This window comes from Evtepia gabavorous (genome assembly GCF_003425665.1).
GTDB classification, from domain to species: domain Bacteria; phylum Bacillota; class Clostridia; order Oscillospirales; family Oscillospiraceae; genus Evtepia; species Evtepia gabavorous.
Window position 1 is genome coordinate 1 of record NZ_QQRQ01000025.1, and the last position, 22,619, is coordinate 22,619.

The 22,619-nt window shown below is 61.2% G+C and carries 23 protein-coding genes and 1 tRNA gene; 10 read left to right on the top strand and 14 right to left on the bottom strand.

The genetic code is table 11. The annotated features are described in order from the left end of the window. Window positions 1-80 precede the first annotated feature (80 nt). Window positions 81-878 (top strand): Nif3-like dinuclear metal center hexameric protein, encoded by a 798-nt coding sequence (locus DV520_RS10425; RefSeq protein WP_117142697.1) that lies wholly within the window; start codon window positions 81-83, stop codon window positions 876-878. A 113-nt stretch (window positions 879-991) separates the two neighbouring features. Further along, complete coding sequence (locus DV520_RS10430) at window positions 992-1,726, top strand: YebC/PmpR family DNA-binding transcriptional regulator (RefSeq protein WP_021920827.1); 735 nt, start codon at window positions 992-994, stop codon at window positions 1,724-1,726. 56 nt (window positions 1,727-1,782) lie between these two features. Here the strand turns inward: DV520_RS10430 and DV520_RS10435 are convergent, their stop codons facing one another. Both DV520_RS10435 and DV520_RS10440 read right to left on the bottom strand, forming a co-directional pair. Beyond that, window positions 1,783-2,100 (bottom strand): helix-turn-helix domain-containing protein, encoded by a 318-nt coding sequence (locus DV520_RS10435; RefSeq protein WP_021920826.1) that lies wholly within the window; start codon window positions 2,098-2,100, stop codon window positions 1,783-1,785. A 208-nt stretch (window positions 2,101-2,308) separates the two neighbouring features. After that, window positions 2,309-2,599 (bottom strand): helix-turn-helix domain-containing protein, encoded by a 291-nt coding sequence (locus DV520_RS10440; RefSeq protein ID WP_021920825.1) that lies wholly within the window; start codon window positions 2,597-2,599, stop codon window positions 2,309-2,311. A 257-nt stretch (window positions 2,600-2,856) separates the two neighbouring features. Here DV520_RS10440 and DV520_RS10445 point away from each other — a divergent pair, with 257 nt between their 5' ends. Further along, window positions 2,857-3,411, top strand: coding sequence for a recombinase family protein (locus DV520_RS10445; RefSeq protein ID WP_021920824.1), 555 nt, complete (start codon window positions 2,857-2,859; stop codon window positions 3,409-3,411). Between the two features lie 80 nt (window positions 3,412-3,491). Here the strand turns inward: DV520_RS10445 and DV520_RS10450 are convergent, their stop codons facing one another. The 6 genes from DV520_RS10450 to DV520_RS10475 form a co-directional block, all read right to left on the bottom strand. Then, a complete protein-coding gene (locus DV520_RS10450; RefSeq protein WP_165850093.1) occupies window positions 3,492-5,237 on the bottom strand; it encodes an S-layer homology domain-containing protein in 1,746 nt (581 codons plus the stop codon). Between the two features lie 176 nt (window positions 5,238-5,413). Beyond that, on the bottom strand, window positions 5,414-6,715 hold the full coding sequence (gene eno / locus DV520_RS10455) for a phosphopyruvate hydratase (protein ID WP_117142701.1): 1,302 nt from the start codon (window positions 6,713-6,715) through the stop codon (window positions 5,414-5,416). A gap of 51 nt (window positions 6,716-6,766) precedes the next feature. Further along, window positions 6,767-8,281 (bottom strand): 2,3-bisphosphoglycerate-independent phosphoglycerate mutase, encoded by a 1,515-nt coding sequence (gene gpmI / locus DV520_RS10460; protein WP_021920821.1) that lies wholly within the window; start codon window positions 8,279-8,281, stop codon window positions 6,767-6,769. A 49-nt stretch (window positions 8,282-8,330) separates the two neighbouring features. Then, complete coding sequence (gene tpiA / locus DV520_RS10465; protein WP_021920820.1) at window positions 8,331-9,104, bottom strand: triose-phosphate isomerase; 774 nt, start codon at window positions 9,102-9,104, stop codon at window positions 8,331-8,333. Continuing rightward, window positions 9,101-10,324, bottom strand: coding sequence for a phosphoglycerate kinase (locus tag DV520_RS10470; protein ID WP_117142703.1), 1,224 nt, complete (start codon window positions 10,322-10,324; stop codon window positions 9,101-9,103). Before DV520_RS10470 ends, tpiA begins: the two co-directional genes overlap by 4 nt. 83 nt (window positions 10,325-10,407) lie before the next feature. After that, window positions 10,408-10,914 (bottom strand): tRNA (cytidine(34)-2'-O)-methyltransferase, encoded by a 507-nt coding sequence (locus DV520_RS10475; RefSeq protein WP_021920818.1) that lies wholly within the window; start codon window positions 10,912-10,914, stop codon window positions 10,408-10,410. A 374-nt stretch (window positions 10,915-11,288) separates the two neighbouring features. Here DV520_RS10475 and ychF point away from each other — a divergent pair, with 374 nt between their 5' ends. From ychF to DV520_RS10490, 3 genes are all read left to right on the top strand, one after another. Beyond that, the gene (gene ychF, locus DV520_RS10480; protein ID WP_117142719.1) at window positions 11,289-12,383 is read left to right on the top strand and encodes a redox-regulated ATPase YchF; all 1,095 of its coding nucleotides are present in this window, start codon (window positions 11,289-11,291) and stop codon (window positions 12,381-12,383) included. Then, window positions 12,376-13,116, top strand: coding sequence for an elongation factor P 5-aminopentanone reductase (ymfI, locus tag DV520_RS10485; protein WP_117142705.1), 741 nt, complete (start codon window positions 12,376-12,378; stop codon window positions 13,114-13,116). The genes ychF and ymfI overlap by 8 nt, the downstream gene beginning before the upstream one ends. An 86-nt stretch (window positions 13,117-13,202) precedes the next feature. Beyond that, window positions 13,203-13,859 (top strand): zinc dependent phospholipase C family protein, encoded by a 657-nt coding sequence (locus DV520_RS10490; protein ID WP_021920815.1) that lies wholly within the window; start codon window positions 13,203-13,205, stop codon window positions 13,857-13,859. Between the two features lie 80 nt (window positions 13,860-13,939). On the opposite strand, the gene DV520_RS10495 is transcribed toward DV520_RS10490, so the two are convergent. Next, window positions 13,940-15,142 carry a sensor histidine kinase gene (locus tag DV520_RS10495; protein WP_117142707.1) on the bottom strand — a complete coding sequence of 401 codons (1,203 nt, stop codon included), beginning with the start codon at window positions 15,140-15,142 and terminating at the stop codon, window positions 13,940-13,942. Next, on the bottom strand, window positions 15,139-15,831 hold the full coding sequence (locus DV520_RS10500; protein WP_117142709.1) for a response regulator transcription factor: 693 nt from the start codon (window positions 15,829-15,831) through the stop codon (window positions 15,139-15,141). Before DV520_RS10500 ends, DV520_RS10495 begins: the two co-directional genes overlap by 4 nt. Before the next feature lie 150 nt (window positions 15,832-15,981). Here DV520_RS10500 and DV520_RS10505 point away from each other — a divergent pair, with 150 nt between their 5' ends. Genes DV520_RS10505 through DV520_RS10515 form a run of 3 tightly spaced genes read left to right on the top strand, consistent with a single transcriptional unit; the run spans window position 15,982 to window position 18,374 of the window. Beyond that, a complete protein-coding gene (locus DV520_RS10505) occupies window positions 15,982-16,896 on the top strand; it encodes an ABC transporter ATP-binding protein (protein WP_021920812.1) in 915 nt (304 codons plus the stop codon). Then, complete coding sequence (locus DV520_RS10510; RefSeq protein ID WP_117142711.1) at window positions 16,893-17,642, top strand: ABC transporter permease; 750 nt, start codon at window positions 16,893-16,895, stop codon at window positions 17,640-17,642. The genes DV520_RS10505 and DV520_RS10510 overlap by 4 nt, the downstream gene beginning before the upstream one ends. Window positions 17,643-17,645: 3 nt before the next feature. Then, window positions 17,646-18,374 carry an ABC transporter permease gene (locus DV520_RS10515; RefSeq protein WP_021920810.1) on the top strand — a complete coding sequence of 243 codons (729 nt, stop codon included), beginning with the start codon at window positions 17,646-17,648 and terminating at the stop codon, window positions 18,372-18,374. Window positions 18,375-18,420: 46 nt separating this feature from the next. Here DV520_RS10515 and DV520_RS12185 read toward each other — a convergent pair whose 3' ends face one another. From DV520_RS12185 to DV520_RS10530, 3 genes are all read right to left on the bottom strand, one after another. Further along, window positions 18,421-20,013, bottom strand: coding sequence for a collagen-like domain-containing protein (locus DV520_RS12185; RefSeq protein WP_242984690.1), 1,593 nt, complete (start codon window positions 20,011-20,013; stop codon window positions 18,421-18,423). 384 nt (window positions 20,014-20,397) lie between these two features. Further along, complete coding sequence (locus tag DV520_RS10525; RefSeq protein WP_117142712.1) at window positions 20,398-20,604, bottom strand: hypothetical protein; 207 nt, start codon at window positions 20,602-20,604, stop codon at window positions 20,398-20,400. A gap of 190 nt (window positions 20,605-20,794) precedes the next feature. Continuing rightward, window positions 20,795-20,870, bottom strand: a tRNA-Arg gene (locus DV520_RS10530). Between the two features lie 205 nt (window positions 20,871-21,075). On the opposite strand from DV520_RS10530, the gene DV520_RS10540 reads away from it, so the two are divergent. Continuing rightward, the gene (locus tag DV520_RS10540) at window positions 21,076-22,248 is read left to right on the top strand and encodes an iron-containing alcohol dehydrogenase (RefSeq protein WP_117142715.1); all 1,173 of its coding nucleotides are present in this window, start codon (window positions 21,076-21,078) and stop codon (window positions 22,246-22,248) included. Between the two features lie 80 nt (window positions 22,249-22,328). Here DV520_RS10540 and DV520_RS10545 read toward each other — a convergent pair whose 3' ends face one another. Further along, window positions 22,329-22,589, bottom strand: a complete 261-nt coding sequence (locus DV520_RS10545) for a DUF6429 family protein (RefSeq protein WP_117142716.1) — start codon at window positions 22,587-22,589, stop codon at window positions 22,329-22,331. Window positions 22,590-22,619: the final 30 nt, after the last annotated feature.

Genomic DNA, 22,619 nt, shown 5'->3' on the forward strand with positions numbered 1-22,619 from the left:
AAACCCCCGCCGCAAGGGGAGATGGAAACAGAGCGGAAGCGGCTGGAAGAGCTGCGGCAGATGAGGGAGGAGTGGAGCCAATGGCAACAGTAAAAGATGTGTGGAACCTGCTGGACCGGAAAGCGCCGTTCCGCACGCAGATGGACTTTGACAACGCGGGCTTTCTGGTGGGCCGCGGGGACCAGCAGGTCACCCGAGTCCTGGTGGCTTTGGACATCACCCCAGAGGTGATTCGGGAGGCGGCGGAGAAGGGATGCCAGCTGATCCTGGCCCACCACCCGGTGATCTGGGGAAAGGTGGGGCAGATCACCGATGAGACCGCCACCGGGCGGAAGGTGCTGGCCTTGATTGAGCAGGGCATCGCGGCCATCTGCGCCCACACCAACTTGGATGCGGCGGAGGGAGGCGTCAACACGGCGCTGGCCCTGCGGCTGGGCCTGAGGGACCAGGTTCCGCTGGCGGTGGACGGCACCGACGAAGCGGGCAGACCCTACGGCGTGGGCCGGGTGGGGCAGCTGGAAGGCGGCCCGATGACTGTGGACCACTTTGCCCGTCGGGCCAAGGAGACCCTGGGGCTGTCGGGCATTCGTGTTTTGGATGCCGGGGTTCCCGTCCAACGGGTGGCAGTGGGCGGCGGCGCCTGCGGCAGTATGCTGCCCCAGGTCCGGGCCATGGGGTGTGACACCTTCCTGACTGCGGACCTGAAGCATGACCTCTACCTGGAGGCCCGGGAGGCGGGGATGAACCTGCTGGATGCAGGACACTACTCCACCGAGGCGGTGGTCTGCCCGGTGATTGCCCAGTGGGTGCGGGAGGCGTTTCCCGACCTTTGGGTGGAAGTGGCGGAAAATCAGGGAGAGGTTTTCGAATATTTCTAAGGAGAAGCCTTGTCAAGTGGGGGCTTTCTGTGATAGAATTGCTACGTTAAAAATATAAAGATGGGAACCGCTTCGGCTCCCATCATTCTTATGATAAGAAGGGAACGATACCTATGTCAGGACATTCCAAATGGCATAATATTCAGAAGACCAAGGGGGCTGCGGATGCCAAGCGCAGCGCCGCCTTTACGAAGATCGCCAAGGAGATCATCGTGGCGGTGAAGACCGGTGGGTCCGGGGACCCCAACAACAACTCCCGCCTGGCCACGGTAATCGCCAAGGCCAAGGCGGTGAACATGCCCAACGACAACATCAAGCGCACCATCGACAAGGCCCTGGGCGCAGGGAACACGGACAACTATGAGAGCGTGGTCTATGAGGGCTATGGCCCCAACGGCGTGGCTGTTATTGTGGAGGCTCTCACCGACAACCGCCAGCGCACCGCCCCTGAGGTCCGGCACCTGCTGGACAAATTCGGCAAGGGCTTGGGGGCCACCGGCTGTGTTTCCTGGTCCTTTGACCGCAAGGGCGTGATCATCCTGGACAATGAGGATGGGGACTTGGACGAGGACACCGTGATGATGGATGCCCTGGACTGCGGCGCAGCGGACTTTGAGCCGGAGGAGGACTGCTTCACCATCTATACCGAGCCCGATGACTGCGGCAAGGTGGCCTCCGCCTTAGAGGGGAAGGGCTATGTCTTTGCCTCCGCCCAGGTGGAAATGGTACCCCAGAACTATGTGAAGCTCACTGACGCAGGGGACATTAAAAATATGGAGAAGCTCATTGACGCGCTGGAGGACAATGACGATGTCCAGAACGTCTACCATAACTGGGAGCAGGAATGATTCCTCCTGGGAAATAACCAAATGACAAGAAAACCCCCGGCCCATGGGCCGGGGGTTTACGTTTTATTTTTCTCGCTGCGTTTTTTCCATAAAAGGTAGGACTCATATTTTTTGAGGTCCGTAAGTTCCTCAGGGGAAAATTGCTCCAGTCTGCGCCGCTGTTCGTAGACCGGGTCTATGTTGGACAGGCCCAAGAGGTAATCGGATGAGACCTGATAAAGTCGGCAGACGCGCACCAACATCTCATGGGAAGGGGCGCTTTTTTCCTGTTCCCAGCTTCGAATGGCAAACACGGAGACATTGAGCTTACGGGCCAGGTCATCCTGGTTGTCTCCGTGATCTTTTCGAATTTCAGCTAAGCGTTCTCCAATCATATTTATCACCTCACCCGAACAGTATAGAGAAAGAAAACATTTTTTCTGGATAAATCATATTATTCTTGCTAATATAATAATTGAGTGGTATGATTGCTATCATAAGGAAATGAGGGAAAAAAGTCCCCGTTTTCTGCGATTCTATTTAAGAAAGCAACGGCTGGCGGCCCCCAGAAGAAACCCCATCCTTTTGCCGGGAGAGGGAGGACTATGGGGCGGTATCCCGTTCTGTGAAATAACCGTACATGGCGTAGAGCAACTGTTTTTCCTGCTCGGTCAGGCCATCCAGGTAGATGGCCTGGCTATTTTGCAGACCCAGCAGATAGTCGGTGGAGATATGAAAGAGCTGAGCCATGGCAACAATATATTGGGCGGTGGGAATGGACAGCCCCATTTCCCAGGCGTTGACCGCAGAACGGGTGACACCAATTTTCTTGGCCAGCGCGGACTGAGATAGTCCGCAGGTATCTCGTAAGGTTCGAATTTTATCGCAAATCACAGTGTTCACCCCTTTGGTGATATTATAATTTGCGCCGTTCGATATGAAATTATCAAGAAAAGTATAGTTTTATTGACGCCGAAAGACCTGTATGCCATAATAGAAAAACATGTGAAAGGGGATTCCTGAAAGCACCGAGGTGATTTGTGGGAAAAGTCTCCAGCAATGTTTGGTAGTTTCTGCCAATATGGGTGGATTGGTTGTGAGAGCCCTCTGCCCGTGGTAGACTATTGCCACGTAGTAAAGAGGTGTTTGATATGATTGTTGGCTATATTCGCATGTGTACGCAGGCGGAGGACCGGGACCGGGAGAAAGCCCTCCATCAGTGGGGGGCGGAGAAACTCTATTGGGAAAAGGACAGCAGCCGAAGCTGGGTCCGCCCGGCCTATGAGGAGATGGCCGCCACCCTCCAGCCGGGGGACACCGTGGTGGTCAGTGAGTTTCGGCAGTTGGCCGGCAGCGCCCGGGATGTTTTGATACTGCTCCATCGGCTGTACAGTGCCAAGGTGGAGTTTGCCAGCCTGCGGGAGAATTTCCATACAGCCACAGGGCAGGGGCGGGAAACCCTTCGGGTCTTGTCCGCCCTGGCAGAAATGGAGGAGGAGCGGATGCTCCGCCGCCAGAAAAATGTGGAAAAGGCCAAGGCGGCCGGCCGCTATAAAGGCCGGACGCCCCTGGCCATTGACGAGGAGAAGTTTCGGGCGGTCTGTACCCGGTGGCGGGCGGGAGAGATGACCGCTGTGGCGGCGATGAGGCTGCTGGGGCTCAAGCCGAATACGTTTTACCGACGGGTCAAGGATTTGGGCCTGTAAGCCGCCGAAAAGATGTTACACGAAAAAAAGCTGGACGATCCATAGGATCGTCCAGCTTTTTGATGGAACGAAGGGAGAACTTAGTCCAGAGAGAAGAGGATTCGGGTGTTGGGGTCGGCCATACGGACCAGCACGGAAGCGACCTCCGCCCGGGTGATGGGGGCATTGGGCCGGAAGGTGCCGGCGTCGTCATTGCCCGAGAGAACCCCTGCCCGGTAGAGTTGATAGATCCCTTTGTCGGACTTGTACACGTCGGGAATGGAGCCGTCGGGTACGTCGTTGACCGAGGGGAGAGCGGAGCTGGGAAGGGCCTTGGCCAGGATGGAGGCGAACTCCTGCCGGGTGAGCGGGGCATTCATATCACTGGGAAGGGAGGAGATGATTCCCTGGCTGATGGCATAGTCGGAGTAGGCCTTGTACCATGGACTGCTGTTGGCGAAGGTGCCATTGCCCGTCAAGTACAGCTTGCGCAGCCGGGCGGCCAGGGTAATGGTCTGGGCGGCGGAAATTTGCTTGTCGGGTTTGAATTTGTTGGTTTCAATCCCATCCATCAGACCATAGGAGTAGGCCGCGGTCACATAGGGATAATACCAGGCGCGGGAGGAGACATCCTTAAAATTGTTTTGATAGGTCTTGCTCTTGACAAAGCTGTGGCCGCTGGTGTCCCATTTGGCCACCAGCGTTTGTCCATAGGTGCTTTTGAGCTTGGTGCCATTGGTGACCAGTTCCTTTCCCACAGCGGTGTACCAGCCCAGGAAGGCGGCATTTTTCCGGGTGGGGGTGGGCAGGTCGTAGGTGCTGTTCTTGCTGACCAGTTCCGCGCCGGGGGAGACGCTGCCGCCGTTGGCGTTGTAGGTGATGGTGAGGTGGTTTTCCTTTACCGTAAAGGTCTGATAGGCGGAGTTGGCATAGGACCAGTTATTGGCGTTGGTGGATTGGACTTTGATCCGGTAGGTCCCCGCCGGCAGCCGCTCCATGGAGTAAGGGGATTTCGTATAGAAGTAGTATCGATAGTTTTCCTGCCAGGAGCCATCGCTGTTTTTCCGGTCCACATAGATATTATAATGGGTGGCGAGGCTGACCGGAGACCAGGAGACGGAGATCAGGTCCCCATCCCCATAGACGGAGGAGAGCTTCCCCACTTGGGGCGCAGCGGGCTTGGCAGGGGAGCTGGGGAGGATGGTATCCTTGCCGGAGAGATTGGCCTTGAAATAGATCAGGCCCCCGATGGTTCCGTCGTACTCCGACAGGAGCTTTTTGGAGGCGGCGCCTGGATCGTAGAGCTGGGCATCCCCGCCCACCGTCCGGGCGATGGGAACGAAATGGCCGCTGTTTTTCACCCGGGCGATGACATAGTAGCCGCTGTTGAGAAGATCGTTGATCTTGGTGACCACGTCGGCCAGCGGCGTGGAGACGGAGAAAAAGGTTTGATTGACAAAGTAGAACCGGGGAGAAGAAGTGGAGGTGATGCGCCCAAAGGAGAGCAATGCGTCTTTGGAGCGGTCTGAACTGTGACTGATGTAGCCTTTGGAATCCAGCCAGTCCCGGAACACACCGGGGTTAAAGGTGGACGGATCATAGGCCCCGGAGTGGCACATGAGGATGGCGATGGAGGTGACCAGACAGCCGGAGCCGGCCATGGTGTGCAGGTCCCCGAGAGCGGTGTTCCCCCAGGCGGAATCTCCCTGCCGCCAGGTGGTATAATCGGTGCTGTATGTTTTGCCGTTGTAGGTTGCCGTCCCAGCCGCCCGGGCCAGGGGGGCGGGGAGAAGGCTCAACGCCAGAACCAGGGCCAGGACACCGGAAAGGGCTCGTTTTTGTTTCACGGTGGAGTACCTCCTTTGCACGAAGTCGGGAGAGGGAATCTTTCCCATCAGTATTACATAGATTTGCCAAAATGTCCAGACAATCCAGGGATTTTCCAGAATTTAGCGTCAAAAGGACAGAAAACACCCCGGATCAGCCCCAAAGACTGATCCGGGGTGGAGAAGAGGCGGGGGGATTACTTTAAGTTGAAGAATGCGTCTTTCCCCAGATACTGGGCCACGTCATCCAGTTCTTCCTCAATGCGGAGCAGCTGGTTGTATTTGGCCACCCGGTCGGTGCGGCTGGGGGCCCCGGTTTTGATCTGGCCGGCGTTGAGGGCCACGGCCAGGTCGGCGATGGTGGTGTCCTCGGTCTCGCCGGAGCGGTGGGAGACCACGGCGGTATAGCCGGCCCGGTTGGCCATCTGGATGGCGTCCAGGGTTTCGGTGAGGGTGCCGATTTGGTTGACCTTGATGAGAATGGCATTGGCCACACCTTTCTCAATGCCGGTCTTCAGGCGCTGGGTGTTGGTGACAAAGAGGTCGTCTCCCACCAGCTGAACCCGGGAACCCAGCGTCTTGGTGAGCAGGGCCCAGCCCTCCCAGTCGTTTTCCCCCATGCCGTCTTCCAGGGAGATAATGGGGTAGGTGTCAGCGAACTTTTTCCACATGTTCACCAGCTGCTGGCGGGTCATGGTTTTCTTGGCTTTGGGCAGGTCATAGCAGCCGGTTTCCTCGTTGTACCACTCGGAGGTGGCGGCGTCAATGGCGATCATAAAATCCTCATAGGGGCGGTAGCCGGCGGCTTCCACGGCGGCCACAATGGCCTTCAGGGCATCCTCGTCCTTTTTCAGGTTGGGGGCGTAACCGCCCTCGTCTCCCACGCCGGCGGCGGGGGTGCCGTTCTCCTTCAGCACCGTTTTCAGGGTATGGAATACCTCCGCGCACATGCGCAGGGCGTCCTTCCAGCTCTTGGCCCCCACAGGCATGACCATGAACTCCTGGATGTCCACATTGTTGGTGGCGTGGGCACCGCCGTTGAGGATGTTCATCATGGGGACGGGCAGGGTCTTGGCGTTGACTCCGCCCAGATAGGTATACAGGGGCAGGCCCAGACTCTCACTGGCGGCCTTGGCGCAGGCCAGGGAGGCCCCCAGAATGGCGTTGGCGCCCAGGCGGCTCTTGTTGGGGGTGCCGTCCAGCGCAATCAGGAGCTTGTCGATGGAGGGCTGATCCAAGACGTTCAGGCCGATGAGAGCCTCGGCAATGTCTTTGTTTACATGCTCCACTGCCTGGGACACGCCTTTGCCCAGATAGCGTCCGGCGTCGCCGTCCCGCAGCTCACAGGCCTCATAGATGCCGGTGGAGGCGCCGGAGGGTACTGCGGCCCGGCCCATGGTGCCGTCGTCCAGGTAGACCTCTACCTCCACGGTGGGGTTGCCCCGGGAGTCCAGGATCTCCCGGCCCAGAACGTCAACGATTTCGATCATCTGCTTCATGTTCATACGCTCCTTTTGCTGTGTTTCCCATAACCCGCCCCTGTGGGGCGGTTAGTTGATAATAAGAGTTTTGCCGTCCATCTCTTCCGGCTGGTTCAGCCCCATCAGGTCCAGCATGGTGGGGGCGATGTCTGCCAGCCGGCCGTCCCGCAGGCGGACCGCGGCGCCCACAATGCAGAAGGGGACCGGGTTGGTGGTGTGGGCGGTGAAGGGCTGGCCGTTCTCATCCAGCATCTGGTCCGCGTTGCCGTGGTCGGCGGTGATGAGGGCCACGCCGCCCAGGTCCGTGGTGGCATTGACCACCCGGGCCACGCAGGTGTCCACGGTTTCCACGGCCTCCACGGCGGCCTCAAAGACACCGGTATGACCCACCATGTCACAGTTGGCGAAATTTAGGATAATCACGTCATACTTGCCGCTCTCGATTCGCCGGATGGCCTCCTCCGTGATGGCGGGGGCGCTCATCTCCGGCTTGAGGTCATAGGTGGCTACCTTGGGGGAGGGGATGAGGCAACGGTCCTCCCCGGGGAAGACCTCCTCCTGACCGCCATTGAAGAAGAAGGTCACATGGGCATATTTTTCCGTCTCCGCAATGCGAAGCTGGGTCAGGCCCAGTTTGCTGAGATACTCGCCGAAGATATTTTTCAGCTTCTCGTGGGGGAAGGCCACGGAGACGTTGGGCATGGTGGCGTCGTACTCTGTGGTGCAGACGAAATGCAGGGGGAGAAACCCACGCTTGCGCTTGAGCTTATCAAAGTCGGGGTCCACCAGGGCGCGGGTCAGCTCCCGGGCCCGGTCGGGGCGGAAATTGTAGAAGATGACCCCGTCCCCGGCGTTGAGGCGGCCCTCCCGGGTGCAGATCACCGGCTCCATGAACTCGTCGGTGATTCCCTCGTCGTAGGAGGACTGAATGGCCTCCAGAGGATCATCGAAAAAGTGCCCCGTGCCATTGACCATGGCGTCATAGGCCCGCTGGAGCCGGTTCCAGCGGCTGTCCCGGTCCATGGCGTAGTACCGTCCCATCACATCGGCGATCTGTCCAATGCCCAGGGCCTGTATTTTCTCCTGGAGTTGGCGGACATAGTCCCGCCCCGAGGTGGGGGAGACATCCCGTCCATCCAAAAAGACGTGAATATAGAGCTGTTCCAAACCGTGACGTTTGGCCAGCTCCAGCAGGGCATACAGATGGGTGATGTGGCTGTGGACCCCGCCGTCGGAGAGCAGACCCATGAGATGCAGGGCGCTGCCTGTTTCCTTGCAGGCCTGAATGGCCTCCAGGTAGGCGGAATTCTCGAAAAAGGTACCGTCCTCAATGGCGTGGCTGATTTTGGGCAGGTCCTGGAACACCACGCGGCCGGCACCGATGTTGGTGTGTCCCACCTCGCTGTTTCCCATCTGCCCGTCGGGCAGCCCCACGTCAAGGCCGGAGGCCTCCAGCTGGCAGAAGGGATACTGGGAAAACAGGTAATCCAGCTGGGGGGTGGCGGCGGCCAGAACCGCGTTGCCTGGGATTTCCTCGCCCAAGGCGAAACCGTCCATGATGATAAGTGTCGTCGGAGTTTTCATAAAACCTTTCCCTCGCTGCCCGGAGCCGGAGCTCCGGGCCAGTGTCTTGTCAGTCTTGGTTGGCGGTCTGAATGATTTGGAGGAATTTTTCCGGGTCCAGGGCGGCGGTGCCGATGAGACCGCCATCCACATCCTCCTGGTGGAGAAGGGCTTCCGCATTGGTCTCGTTCATGGAGCCGCCGTACTGAATGGTGGTGGACCGGGCGATCCGGGCGCCATAGAGCTTGCGCAGCACGCCCCGGATGGCGGCGCAGACCTCTCCGGCCTGCTCGGGCGTGGCGGTGTTGCCTGTGCCGATGGCCCAAATGGGCTCATAAGCAATGACCACCCGGCGCATGGCCTCAGGGCTGACCCCGGCCAGGGCGGCCTTCAGCTGGTAGGTGATGAACTCCAGGGTGACACCCAGCTGCCGCTGCGCCAGGTCTTCCCCCACGCAGAGAATGGGCCGCAGGCCTGCGGCCAGGGCGGCGTGAATTTTTTTGTTGATGATGAGGTCGCTCTCTCCGAAGTGGGCCCGGCGCTCGCTGTGGCCGATGATCACGTACTTCACGTCCAGGTCGGCCAACATGGCGGCGGAGATCTCTCCGGTAAAGGGGCCGCTGGCCTCCCAGTGGAGGTTCTGGGCTCCCACCGCCACCCGGCTGTCCTTGAGGAGCTTGACGGCGGCGGGAATGTCCACATAGGGGACGCACAGGACGATGCTGCACCGCTTGGACCGGGGCAGGGCGCCCTTCAGACGCTCGGCAAAGCGTTTGGTCTCCGTGGCGGTTTTGTGCATCTTCCAGTTGCCCGCGATGATGGTCTTGCGATATTTTCTGTTCATGAATCCGCGTTCCCTCCGGCCTGTTCCTTGTCTGCCAGGCAGGCGATGCCGGGGAGGACGAGGCCTTCCAGGAATTCCAGAGAAGCGCCGCCGCCGGTGGAGATGTGGGAGAGCTGATGGGCCAGACCCGTCTGTTCCACCGCGGAGGCGGAGTCCCCCCCGCCCACGATGGTGACAGCGTCGGCTTGCTGGGCCATGGCGGCGGCCACGGCGCGGGTGCCCTGGGCAAAGGCGGGGAACTCAAACACGCCCATGGGGCCGTTCCAGATGACCGTGCCGGCCCCCCGGATGGCGTCGGTGAACAGTTGGATGGTTTTGGGGCCAATGTCCATGCCCATCAGGTCTTCGGGGAAGTTCTGGGCGTCCACCAGCACAGGCGCGGCGTCGGGGGAGAATTCCTTGGCGGCCAGGTTATCCAGGGGCAGCAGAAGGTTCACCCCCAGCTGGGATGCCTGGTCCAGCATCTGCCGGGCGTAGTCCACGTGGTCAGCGTCCAGCAGAGAGGTGCCGATGGGGCGGCCCTGGGCGGCCAGAAAGGTGTAGGACATGCCGCCGCCGATGAGAATGGTATCTGCCTTCTGAAGCAGATTTTTGATGACGCCGATCTTGTCGGCCACCTTGGCCCCGCCCAGGATGGCCACCAGGGGGCGCTTGGGGGCTTCCAAGGCAGCGCCCATGAACTGGAGCTCCTTCTCCACCAGCAGGCCGGCCACCGAGGGCAGATAGTGGGACACCCCTTCTGTGGAGGCGTGGGCCCGGTGGGCGGCCCCGAACGCGTCGAAGACAAACAGATCAGCCAGCGAGGCCAGTTCCCGGGAGAAATCGGGGTCGTTCTGCTCCTCCTCCAGGCGGAAACGGAGGTTCTCTACCAGTACCACCTGACCAGGCTGGAGAGCGGCGCACTTTTCCTTGGTGTCTGGTCCCAGCACGTCTTGGGTCAGAGGGACGGGAATGCCCAGCAGCTTTTCCAGGTGGTCCCGGGCGGAGAACAGGGAGAGCTCCTTTTTCCACTGGCCGTGGGGGCGGCCCATGTGGGAGAGAAGAATGACCGCGGCATTGTGCTCCAGCAGATAGCGGATGGTGGGCAGTGTGGACACGATGCGGGTGTCATCGTGAATGATCCCGGTGGTTTTGTCGTGGGGAACGTTGAAATCACAGCGCAGGAGGATCTTTTTCCCGGATACATCAATGTCCCGGATGGTCTTCTTGTCATAATTCATCAGAAAAAAGCCCCTTCTTTTCATTTTTGTCGGCGGGTCGTCCGGGTTCCACTCCGGTCCGGCGGCGGTTCCGCGGTGTCGGGTCAGAACCCTGCAAGAGAGGACGGCGCTGCCTTCCGATCTCCTTCCCCGCACAGTTGGGGGAAGCCCAGCTGGCGGAGTGCCTCATAGGTGAGAACAGCGACAGAGTTGGCCAGGTTCAGGCTGCGGGCCTCCGGCCGCATGGGGATGCGGAGGCACCGGTCTGGATGGGCCTGCCGGAACCACAGGGGCAGGCCGGCGGTTTCCTTGCCGAAAAAGAGCCAGCATCCGTCCCGAAACTGGGCCTGGGCGTAATCCCGCGGTGCCTTGGTGGTGGCCAGCCAAAGGTCCGTAATCTCGTTTTTGTGAAAGAGGTCCTCTATGCTATCATAGACGCGCAGGTCCACCATGTGCCAATAATCCAGCCCCGCCCGCTTCACTGCCCGGTCGCTGATGTCAAAGCCCAGGGGGCGGACCAGATGCAGACGGCTGCGGGTGGCGGCGCAGGTGCGGGCGATATTTCCCGTGTTCATGGGGATTTCCGGTTCCACAAGAACGATATTCAGCATGATATCCTTCGCCTCGATCCTGACAAACTGTCGTGATGATACAGCCTGCATTTTACTGCAATACGGGAAAAAATTCAATATAATCCCGCAATAAACCGATAAAAAGGGAAAAATTAAGCGGTTTCCTCAAAATGGAGGGAGCGTTTCTGGTAAATTCAGCTTGTCGCACAAAAGGGAAGGGGGAAAGAAATGCAGGAATCCCTTCTTTTTTGGGAAAATGACGGAAAGCGGCCGGGTGGGGAGAGGGCCTTGTGTTTTCGCGCGGTTTCCACTATAATGGAGCGGAAAAAAGACAGGCGGTCCGGGGGCGGAACAGGCCCGGCCGGGCGAACCTGATCCGGGTGTAAGCCCGAAAGAAAGGAATGGTCAACACCATGAAATTAGGCATCGTGGGCCTGCCCAACGTGGGCAAGAGCACCCTTTTCAACGCCATCACCAACGCGGGGGCGGAGTCTGCCAACTACCCCTTCTGTACCATTGACCCCAATGTGGGCATGGTCACGGTCCCTGACACCCGGCTGGACAAGCTGGCCGAGATCTACCAGCCCAAGAAGAAGACCCCGGCGGTCATCGAGTTTGTGGACATCGCCGGCCTGGTGAAGGGGGCCTCCAAGGGGGAGGGCCTGGGCAACAAGTTCCTGGCCAACATCCGGGAGACCGACGCCATTGTCCACGTGGTGCGCTGCTTTGACAACGACAACATCATCCACGTGGAGGGCAGCTGTGACCCCGCCCGGGATATTGCCATCATCGACCTGGAGCTGGTCATGGCCGACCTGGAGATGGTGGAGCGCCGGATTGACAAGGACACCAAAGCGGGCAAGGGGGACAAGAAGTTCCTCCACTCGGCGGAGGTCTTCAAGGGCCTGCGGGACTGGCTCAACGAAGGGAAATCCGCCCGCAGCTACCCCTGTGATGAAGAGACCCGGGAAATCCTCCACACGGCCGACCTGCTCACCCTGAAGCCGGTGATCTTCGCCGCCAACATGGACGAGGAGGGGTTCAAGCACCACGACGGGAACCCCTATTACCAGGCGGTGGTCCAGGCAGCCCAGACGGAAGAGGCCCAGGTCATCCCCATCTGCGCCAATGTGGAGGCGGACATTGCCGCCATGGACCCGGAGGACCGGGCGCTGTTTTTGGCGGATTTGGGGGTGGAGCAGTCCGGCCTGGACCGGCTGATCCAGGCCAGCTATACCCTGCTGGGTCTCATTTCCTACCTGACCTGCGGGGAGGATGAGTGCCGGGCCTGGACCATCACCCGGGGGACCAAAGCCCCCAAGGCCGCCGGAAAAATCCACACTGATTTTGAGCGGGGCTTTATCCGGGCCGAGGTGGTCTCCTTTGCCGACCTGGAGGCCTGCGGGGGCTCCATGACCGCGGCCAAGGAGAAGGGCCTGGTCCGGTCTGAGGGGAAGGAATACGTGATGCAGGACGGGGACGTGGTCCTGTTCCGGTTCAATGTCTGAGAGAAAATCCGTGCTCATCACCGGAGCCTCCCGGGGCATCGGGGCGGCCACTGCCCGTCTGTTTGCCCGGCAGGGTTATGGGGTGGGAATCCACTACCACACTGCCCAGGCCAGGGCCCAGGCCCTGGCGGAGGAGCTCAGGGAGCTGGGGGTCCCGGTGGGCCTGTACCCCTGCGACGTGTCCCGACCGGGGGAAGTGAGGGAGATGACGGCGGCCTTTCTCCGGGATTTTGACACCTTGGATGTACTGGTATGCAACGCGGGCATTGCCCGGCAGGAACTGTTCACGGACATCACCCAGGCAGGCTGGCGGGAGATGCTGGGGGTCAACCTGGACGGGGTGTTTCACTGCTGCCAGGCGGCCCTGCCCCACATGATCCATCGGAAGCAGGGAAAGATCATCACCCTCTCCTCCATGTGGGGGCAGGTGGGGGCCTCCTGTGAGGTGGCTTACTCCGCCGCCAAGGCGGGGGTGATCGGCCTGACCCGGGCCTTGGCCAAGGAGCTGGGCCCCTCGGGGATCACCGTCAACTGCGTGGCGCCGGGGGTCATTGACACGGAGATGAACCGTCAGCTCTCCCAAGAGACCAAGGCCGCCCTGGCGGAGGAGACCCCTCTGGAACGCCTGGGCACCCCGGAGGATGTGGCCCAGGCCATTTGGTTTCTGGCCTCCCCGGCAGGGGATTTTTTCACCGGGCAGGTGCTCTCGCCCAATGGCGGGTATTTGATCTGAGGACAAGAATTTAGAAATTGTTCATATTTTCCAGTAGATTCTGACGGGACATCAGCGTATGCTAAAGGGGAATGGAGGTGGTATGGTTGGCCAATCACAACGCCCATACTTACTTCGGCCTCCAGGTGCTGGGGCAGCTGCCTCCAGACCTGCGAGAACTCTGCACCGAGGATCTACCGGTGTTCCACCTGGGCCTCTATGGTCCGGACCCGCTGATTTTCTCCCTTTGGACCAAGAAAATCTCTGATCGTCTCCACAAGCGGTGGCGGGAGGAGTCTCTGCCTGACTTGACCGATGCCATTCAGACGGGAAGCCCCACGGCCCGCAGCTTTGCTGCCGGCTATATCCTGCACCACATGCTGGACGACACGGTTCACCCGGTGATCTATGGCTGGATGGAGGAGGGCTCCTCCCATTTCCGGCTGGAGATCGCTTTGGATTTGCTTCTCCTGGAAGAAAAGCGCCGGGCCAATTCCCCCAAGCTGCACACCGAGGGAAAGGGGCGCACCGCGGCCACGGCGGAATCTGTGCTCAAGCCCATGGGGGCCCGGCAGTATCTGGCCGGTCTCTGGCGCATGGCCGCACTCAGCAACTGTTTCTGCGGGCCCGGCCGGCCCGCGACAGGCGGCATCCGCGCCCGGGAAAAGGTACAGGCCCGTGAGCTTCGGGACCGGATGGAGGCGCAGATTGCCCCGGCGGCCCAGGAGCTGGCGGGAATTTTGGTACGGACGACAAGTAGATAAGGGCAAGAAAAACCACGCCGGTTCTGGAGGACAAACCAGAACCGGCGTGATTCTTTTCGTGGAAGGGGGGAGCCATCCCATTAAGAGGGGCGCATGGGCAGGCGCAGCTGGCAGAGGAAGGTTTCCCCCTGGAAAAAGGTGGCTTGCCCGCCGTGGGCCGCGGCGATCTGGGCCACCAATTTTAACCCGGTTCCGTGGGCTGGGCCACCGTCCTCCTCCTGGTACAGTGGTGGGGCAGGGGCATCGGGGGTGGTGTTTTCCACCCAGAGCAGGCATGCCTTGCCTGTCTGCCGGGCCCCCAGGCGGATGACAGCCCCCGGGGGGTTGTGCCGGACGCAGTTGATGAGCAGGTTGTTGAGGGCCCGGCGAAGGAGAAACTCGTCGGCTTCCAGGCTGGGCAGGGGCTGGTCCGGCAGGTCCAGCGCCAGGGAGAAACCCTCCGCCAAACCGCTGTTGAGAAAATCCGCGGCGGTTTGGCGCAGGAAGGGGGCCAGGTCCAGCTTGGTTTTCCGAAGGGCCTGCATCTGGCAGTCCAGACGCATGGTGAGGTTCAGGTCGTTGACCAGGTCTCGGATGGTCTGGCTCTGCCGGCGGATGATGGCGGCCTGGTCCCGGCGGGCCGGGGGCAGGGCGGAGTCGGCCTCCAGCTGTCCCGCATAGCCCATGACCATACTCAAGGGGGTACGGATGTCGTGGGAGATGCCGTTAATCCAGTCAGACCGGGCTTCATCCCGGGCCTGCTGGTCCTGCCGGAACCAGCGGCGCAGCAGAAGGGCGGCCAGGGCCAGCACGCAGATCAGGGAGAGAAAGAACAGGAGCACCCCCCAGACAGGCAGCAGGTGGAGGATTTGCTCCGAGAGGGAGATGGTGAGCTTCCAGGTGCTTCCCTTGGGCGCGCCTGCCACCAGCAGACCGTCTGGACGGATGCGGGTCTGGACGGGGTAATCCTCCAGGTACCACCGGGTAAAGGCGGCGACATCCAGCAGGTCGTACTGGTCAGGGACCTCCGCCGGCTTGTTGTACTGCCACAGGACCTGACCGTCCCGTCCGACCAGCATGAGCCAGAGGTCCTGCTGTGCCAAAAGGTCCTCTCCTGTGAAGTGATAGCGGCCCTCCTCCAGAACCAGGGACTGGGAGAGCTTTGTCAGAGGGGCGTTCCAGAACTGGGTGATCTGGGCGGAGCGGAGGACCAGGGCCAGGAGACCGGCCAGGCAGAGGGTCAGAATCAGGATGGCGGAGAGGGCCACCAATCCGGCGGCCTTCCAGAGGTGCTTTAACTTCATGGGGCTGCCTCCCGCACCAGACGGTAGCCCAGGCCCCGGACGGTGAGCAGGTGCTTGGGGTGAGAGGGGTCGGCCTCCAGCTTCTCCCGTAGGCGGCGGATGTGGACCATGAGGGTGTTCTCATAGCCCACCATGGGCCCCTCCCACAGGGCCTGACAGAGGGCGTCGATGGTGACAATGTTGCCGTGGTTCTCCCAGAGCTTTTTCAGCAGGGCAAACTCCTTGGCGGTGAGGGGGACCTCCCGGCCATCCCGCCGGAGGGTTCCCGTCCCCCAATGGACCTCCGTGCCGCCCAGCCGGGCGGGCTCCTCCTCGGAGGCGGCGCGGTACACCCGGCGGAGCACTGCATGCAGCCGCAGCAGCAGCTCCTGGGCCAGAAAGGGTTTGGTGATGTAGTCGTCGGCGCCCAGTCCCAGGCCCCGGAGCCGGGCCTCGTCCTCATCCCGGGCGGAGAGAAAGAGCACCGGGACGTCCCCCTGCTGCCGCAGCTGGCCCAGCAGAGAGAACCCATCGCCGTCGGGGAGCATCACGTCCAGGAGAATGGCGTCGGGATGGACCTGGGCCCGCTGGGTTAGGGCCTCCCTGCAGCTGCCGGCCAGGCAGACGGCGTAGCCGGCCTGGGTCAGGATTTCCTGCACCATCATCCGGAGGGCGGGTTCATCGTCCACCACCAAAATCTGATAAGCCATTGAAATACACCTCCTATTGTTCTTAATAGTATAACGGATTTCCGGGGTATTTCCAGCCACCTTGGGAAAAAAGTAAGGAAATCGTAAGGTGGCCTTCATGGGGCTGTAAGGCGGGCGCGGTATTCTTTGCCCTGTAAGGAGGTTTGCGCTATGCCGATCATTGAAACCAGAAACCTGTGCAAACGCTATGGCACGGTCATGCGGGTGACCAACCTGGCCCTTCAGGTGCCGGAGGGGAGCATTTACGGCTTCCTGGGGCCCAACGGCGCGGGGAAGTCCACCACGCTGAAGATGATCCTGGGGTTGGTCCGCCCCACCCAGGGGGAGATTCAGGTGTTTGGCCAGCCCATGAACCGGGGCAACCGGATTGCCGTGCTGCGCCAGGTGGGCAGTCTCATTGAGAGCCCCAGCTATTACGGACACCTCACCGGGGAGGAGAACCTGCGGATTGTGCAGACCCTCCGGGGCCTTCCCCCAAAAGCCATCCGGGAGGTGCTGGAGATCGTCCGGCTGGAGGGGCAGCGGGGGAAAAAGGTCTGCCACTATTCCCTGGGGATGAAGCAGCGGCTGGGCATTGCCACGGCCCTGCTGGGCTATCCCAAGCTGCTGATTTTGGACGAGCCCACCAACGGCCTGGACCCTGCGGGCATCCAGGAGATGCGGGAGCTGATCCGAGACCTGCCCAGCCGGTTTGGCATGACGGTGGTGGTCTCCAGCCACCTGCTCAGTGAGATCGACCAGATGGCCGACACCGTGGGCATCATCCGGGAGGGGGTGCTGGTGTTCCAGGACACCCTGGCCGCCCTCCATGGGCGCAGCCGCCACCATTTGGCCCTGCGAACCACCAACAATGCGCTGGCCGCCCAGGTGCTCAGGGAGAAGGGCATCGGCTGGACGGAGGAGGGGGACTATCTGGTCCTGCCCATTCTCCCGGACGAGCAGGCGGCCGGGCTGTGCCGGGCTCTGGTGGAGGGACGCCTGGGGCTGGTCCGCCTGGAGGAGCGGCAGAAGAGCCTGGAGGACATCTTCCTGGAGCTCACAGGGGGAAAGGAAGTGAGCCTATGAAGCTGCTGCGGATGGAGTTTTTCAAATGCCGCCGGAGAAAGATTGCCCTGATCTGTCTGGCCTTTGTGGCGGTGCAGCTGGCGTGGATGGGCCGCACCTTGACCCAGATGGAGCCGGGGGAATTGGCCCAGGGCTGGATGTCCCTGCTGTATAACCTGGCGGTCATCGACGCGGTGATGCTGCCCCTCACCATCAGTGCCCTGGCCAGCCGGAACTGTGAGCTGGAGCACAAGGGGAGCACCTGGAAGCTCTGGGAGACCGTGACCACGCCGCAGCGGCTGTTTGGGGCCAAGCTGGCCTGGGGAGCGATTCTGGTGGGCGGCATGCTGCTGCTGCGCACGGTGCTCCTGAGCCTGTTGGGGCTGGCCGTGGGGTTTCCGACCCAGATCCCCTGGGGAAAGCTGCTGCTTTCCTTTGCCCTCTGCTTTGGGGTGAGTTTTGTGATCTATGCCTTGCAGCAGGGCCTGTCCCTTTGGTTTGTCAACCAGGCGGTGCCGCTGGCGGTGGGGATTTTCGGCAGCTTTGTGGGGCTGTTTGCCCTGTTTTTTCCCCAGTGGGTCCAGCGGTGCGTCATCTGGGGGTACTATGGGGTGCTGATCCAGGCGGGCATGAACTGGGACCCGGTCACCCGGGCCACGGAGTTTTACTGGGTCCAGACCCGGCCCCTGGAATTCGGCCTGCTGGCTCTCTGGATGATCGTCGTGCTGGCGGTGGGCCGGGGCCTGTTTGTTCGGAAGGAGGTATGAAAGGTGCTGCTTCGTGCATTGCGCAGTGAGGGAATGAAATGCCGCCGGAGCCCGGTGTGGGCGGTCTTTCTGGTCCTGCCGTTGTTTCCTGCGATTATGGGAACCCTGAACTATCTGGGAAACCTGGAGATTCTGGACAATGGATGGTACAGTCTGTGGAGCCAGCATACCATATTTTCCGCCAGTTTTTTCATGCCGGCGCAATTTGGTGTGTTTTGTGCCTGGCAGTGGCGGCTGGAGCACACGGATCACAACTGGAACAGCCTGATGACCGCCCCGGTGCCGGTGCGGGACCTCTACTGGAGCAAGTTTCTCCTGGCCGCCGGTGTGGCGGTGCTGGGGCAGGTCTGCATTGGGGTACTGTATCTGCTTAGCGGCCAGCTGGCAGGGGTGTCCGGCGGGCTGCCCCTTCAGCTGGCGGGCTGGATGTTCTTCGGGGCCTTGGGGGGCATGGCGGTGTGTGCGGTGCAGCTTTTCCTCAGCTTGGTGATCCGCTCCTTCGCCCCGCCGGTGGCCCTGGGGCTGGTGGGGGGTATTGCCGGCCTGGTGATGACCAGCCAGGGGGCCGGACTGTATTGCCCATATTCCCTGCTCTGCTTGGGCATGCGGGCCAATAACCCCAACCTCTCCCTGGAGGTGGGACCCTTTGTGCTGGCCTGCGGGGTCTGCATCGCCCTCTTTTCCTTCCTGACCATCCGCTGCATGGCCGGGCGGGATGTGACCACGGGATAACGGCAAGCGCCCCTCTGATCCAGAGGGGCGCTTGCACGCTGTGATGTTAAAATGTGACGCCGGTATAGAGCCAATCCACGCAGATGGAGGTTCTGGCCCCCAGCTTAGAGGAGAAGGTGCGGACCTCACACATGGACCAAAGGCTGGTGCTGGGGTCCTGCTGCCGGAGCCGGATCCAGTGCATTTCTTCGGACTGATCGTACACGATGTCGTCTATCACAGTCCTGGTGGAGATTTTGGTGTTGTCGAGGGTCTGTACCTCCACTGCGCCCAGACCGCCGTAAATGCTGGTCCGTCGGACATCTGCCAGCACGGGGGCGGCGGTGTCTTTGGGCCGGAGGGAGAGCCGAATGGTTCCCACCCCGGAGTATTCCGCCGTGAGGATCAGATTTTCCAGGGGAACCTCCAGGGAACTGCCGGCAACCGAGAGGTTTTTATTATAGACCTTCAGGTTGGAGCGGAGGTTTGGGCTGACGATCTCCTGGGTGTCGTCGGTGAACTTTACCTTATAGGTGGTGGGGGTGTCCTCTTCCACAGTGATTTTGGGGGAGGTGCCGGGGTCGCCTTTTGGACCGGATTCCCCTTGGGGACCTACATCACCTTTCTCCCCCTGGGGGCCGATCCCACCGGTCTCGCCCTGGGGACCTGCCTCGCCTTTCTCGCCCTGGGGGCCGGTTTCTCCCTGGGGCCCTGTGGGCCCCACGGGGACCACGAAGGCCAGAGAGATGCCGGTCTCTGTGGGGGTAGCGGTGACCTGGGGAATGTCACCGGCGGTGACGCTGCCCACGGACACCGTGGGCGTGGCGCCGGTCAGACCCTGGGGTCCGGTGGCGCCCACCGCGCCCTGGGGGCCGGGTTCACCCTGTTCTCCTTGGGGGCCTGCTTCTCCCTGGGGCCCTGTGGGCCCCACGGGGACCACGAAATCCAGGGAGATTCCCGTCTCTGTGGGGACGGCGGTCACCTGGGGATCTGCCCCGGCGGTGACGCTGCCTACCGCCACTGTGGGCGTGCCGCCGGCGGGGCCTTGGGGACCGGTGGCCCCGGGTTCACCCTGGGGACCGCGTGCGCCGGTTTCTCCTTGGGGGCCGGTCTCGCCCTGGGGCCCCGTGGGGCCAATGGGGACCACGAAGCTCAGGGAAACGCCGGTCTCTGTGGGGACGGCGGTGATCTGGGGGTCCTCGCCGGCGGTGACGGTGCCCACCGAAACCGTGGGGGAAGCGCCTGTGGGGCCCTGGGGACCGGTTTCCCCCTGTGCGCCCTGGGGACCCTGGATGCCTTGCGGACCTACTTCCCCTTGGGGGCCGGTGGGGCCGAGCGGGACCACAAAGTCCAGGGAAATGCCGGTCTCCGTGGGGTTGGCGATGACCTGTGGGAGGTCGCCCAGCTGCACGGTGCCGACTGCCACCGTAGGGGTCTCCCCCCGTTCCCCTTGGGGACCGGTCTCACCGCGCTCCCCTTGGATTCCCCGTTCTCCTTGGGGCCCCTGTTCGCCCTGGGGGCCGGGGCAGCCCATTTCCCCCTGGGGTCCCTGGGGCCCCCGCACACCGGCATAGCCCTGCTCGCCCTGGGGTCCCTGTTCCCCGGCGGGGCCCCGTTCTCCCTGCTCACCGCGCTCTCCTCTCGGACCGGTGGGGCCCATGGGGCCTGCATCCCCTTTGGGCCCTACGGGTCCTCGGTCTCCTTGGGGGCCCATGGGCCCGGGGTCACCTCGGGGTCCCTGCGGTCCTACGGCGCCAGGGTCTCCCTTCGGTCCCATGTCGCCCCTGACCCCTTGGGGTCCCCGGGGGCCCTGCGGGCCTGCCATTCCCCGGGGACCGATGGGGCCGGGGCACCCGGTGTCTCCCTTGATGCCCTGTTCTCCCTGGGGACCTTGTTCTCCCCGGGGACCTTGCGGTCCCTGGAGACCGGAGACCACTTGCTCCTCCGGGAGAGGGTTGGGGTAGCAGTTTTTGTAATAGTTGTATCCATAACAATTCATATGAGCTTCCTCCCGCGCAAAAGAATGAGGGCTGCAAGGCCAAGGCTACGATTTCCCTTTGGAGGTGGTGTCATTGTCATAGAGCCGTTGACTTTGCGTTCCAAAATAGAAAGCAATGACCACCGAGAATATCGTAAGAAAATCCTGACCGGAGACCCGATTGGTGATGGTCAGGTATCCAAAGACCAGGGTGAGCAGAATGGTGACAATGCTTTTGACGCAGAGCAGATTGCTCAGACGAGTGAGAAACAAATCCTATCTTGCCTCCTTTTGGCATGCCATGGATCGTGGAGATCACAGAGGAATCTCGAACCGCTGCCATTCTATGCCTGGAGAGCGGGCTTGGTGCGTGGACTGGGGGAGAGAGGACGGCTTTCCCGCTCTTTGCAGGGGAAAATAAAAAAACAGTGTGTTCTTGTAAAATAAGAACACACTGTTTTTTTGGCACGCCAGGAGGGACTCGAACCCCCAACCCTCAGAACCGGAATCTGATGCGCTATCCATTACGCTACTGGCGCATAGCAATCTTAACTTGCCAAGTTATTATAGCAGGGGAGACGGGAATTGTAAAGGAAAATTTTGACGAATTTCAAAAGAAATTTTTAGGGAGAAATTTTGGAAAAAAGACAGAAGGGGACTTGCTCCCGGCAGGGTTCCGTGATAGAGTGAACTGGTAAAATTGGCGTTTTGGCGCCCATGGAAAACCGAAAGGAGAATTGAACCGTGAGCTTTTCGTTCCACGTTCCCACCAACCTGGTCTTTGGCCAGGGCGCGATCCAGAAGCTGCACAAGCAGCGTCTGCCGGGCAAGCATGCCCTGATCGTCATTTCCAGCGGCAAATCCACCCGGGCCAACGGCTACCTGGACATTGTGCAGGACCAGCTGACCCAGGCCGGGGTGACCTACACCGTGTTTGACAAGATTTTGGCCAACCCCGTCCTGGACAATGTGATGGACGGCGCGGCCTGCGCCCGGGCCAACGGCTGTGACTTTGTCCTGGGCCTGGGCGGCGGCAGCAGCATCGACGCGGCCAAGGCCATTGCCATGATGGCCCCCAATGAGGGCAATTACTGGGACTACATGTACGGCGGCACCGGCGGCGGCAAAAAGATGAAGAACAAGCCCCTGCCCATTGTGGCCATTCCCACCACCGCCGGCACCGGGACGGAGCTGGATGCCTGGACCGTGGTGACCAACGAGGAAACCAAGGAGAAGATGAGCGGCGGCAACAAGAACACCTTCCCTGTCCTCTCCATCGTGGACCCTGACTTTATGCTCTCCGTGCCCCCCAAGTTTACCGCTTACCAGGGGTTTGACGCCCTCTTCCACTCCACGGAGTCCTACATCAACAACACCAATAACCTGATGCGGGACATGCTGGCCCTGCGGGCCATTGAGGCCGTGGGCCGGAACCTGGCCACCGCCTGCCAGGACGGGAAGAACGTACAGGCCCGGGAGCAGGTGGCTTTCGGCAGCAGCCTGTCCGGCATGGTGATGAGCGTGGACAATCTGTGCTCCGAGCACGCCATGGAGCATCCTCTGTCCGCCTATTACCACGAGATCGCCCACGGGGCCGGGCTCATCATGCTCAGCCGGGCCTACTATACGCACTTTGTGGAGCACTGCCCGGAGCTTCACGACCGGTTTATCGACATGGCCAAGGCCATGGGCAAGACCGACGCCAAGGAGCCCATGGACTTTGTGACCGCCCTGGTGGACCTGCAGAAGGCCTGTGGCGTGGACGAGCTGAAGATGTCCGACTACGGCATTACGCCGGAGGAGTTCCCCAAATTTGTGGACAACGCCCGGAGCACCATGGGCATCCTGTTCAAGCTGGACCGTCTGAAGCTCACAGATGAGGACCTGGTGAAAATTTACACCGAATCCTATCGGTAAACCAGCTGGGGCGCATCTGTACTCCCGGTAAAAACCGCCCCTTCCGCCGCAGTTGTGCGCGGCGGAAGGGGCGGTTTTGGTTATTCTGGCCGGGGGACCAGGTCTTCCATCCCCAGGGTGGCCAGGACAGCCTGGGCCCGGGCCACGCCCTCCTGAGGCAGCCGCAGGGGAATGCGGCCTTGGGTATCCTGGAGCAGCCCCTGGGCTTTCAGGTCCTCCAGAACCTGAAAGTCATACCCCTTCCAGCACCGGCGGCCGGCGGGGTCGTCATGGTCCTGGAGGGAGGTGAGATAGAGCAAAGCCAGGGTCAGTTCCTGGAGCTGCTTTGGGGATCTGTCCATGGGAAGCCTCCTTTCTTCTGGAGAAAAGGG